This is a genomic window from Nitrosomonas supralitoralis, from assembly GCF_003011925.2.
In the GTDB taxonomy this organism is placed as follows: Bacteria; Pseudomonadota; Gammaproteobacteria; order Burkholderiales; family Nitrosomonadaceae; genus Nitrosomonas; species Nitrosomonas supralitoralis.
Window position 1 is genome coordinate 1 of sequence record NZ_PXXU01000181.1, and the last position, 693, is coordinate 693.

The 693-nt window shown below is 46.5% G+C and carries 2 protein-coding genes; both read left to right on the forward strand.

Going from position 1 to position 693, the window contains the following annotated elements:
• On the forward strand, positions 1 to 288 hold a 288-nt coding region (locus tag C7H79_RS19320), incomplete at its 5' end, for a chemotaxis protein CheB (RefSeq protein ID WP_147383671.1).
• A complete protein-coding gene (locus C7H79_RS19325; RefSeq protein WP_258577655.1) occupies positions 230 to 601 on the forward strand; it encodes a chemotaxis protein CheB in 372 nt (123 codons plus the stop codon). The genes C7H79_RS19320 and C7H79_RS19325, both read left to right, overlap by 59 nt.
• The last annotated feature ends 92 nt before the right edge of the window (positions 602 to 693 follow it).

Below are 693 nucleotides of genomic sequence, written 5' to 3' on the forward strand. Positions count from 1 at the left end.
GTAGTTGTGCACTTGTCGCCGACGTATCCTAGTCATCTAGCCGATATTCTTGCAAAGAGCACGCCGCTGTCGGTGGTTCAGGTTACCAGCGATATAGCGCTGGTAAGCAATACCATCTATATTATCTCGCCCAATAATTTCTTGACGTTAAGCGAAGGATTGTTACGTATCCAGCAAATTCCACAGCCCAGGCCGCTGTTGAAATCAATTGACCATCTTTTCGTATCCCTTGCGGCAGAACTACAGGAAAAAATCCATCTGTATTGTCCTGACCGATGCAGATCATGATGGCACTATCGGTCTAAAAGCTATTAAAGCAGAGGGGGGAATGGCGATGGCTCAGCAGCCTGAGACGGCCCAGCATCCAGACATGCCACAGAGTGCCATCCACACCGGTCTGGTCGACTATGTTTTGCCCATCGAACAAATGGGCGAAAAACTCATTCATTATATCGACCAAACGGGTTTCTGGAGGTTCGAGACCCACCTTGCGCCGGAGAAAGAAGCCCAAACATTGGGTCATATCTTGAATCTCATAGGTACAAGCGGTGGCGGAGTGAGGTATGCTTATTTTCATGGAGTCCGAAGTTTTATAAAATGAAGAGATGAAATGGAGGATGGAGATGGAATTACCCCGCGCACAATATAGCCAGGAATTTAGGGAGCAATCAGTTAATTTTTTTAAAGATAGTT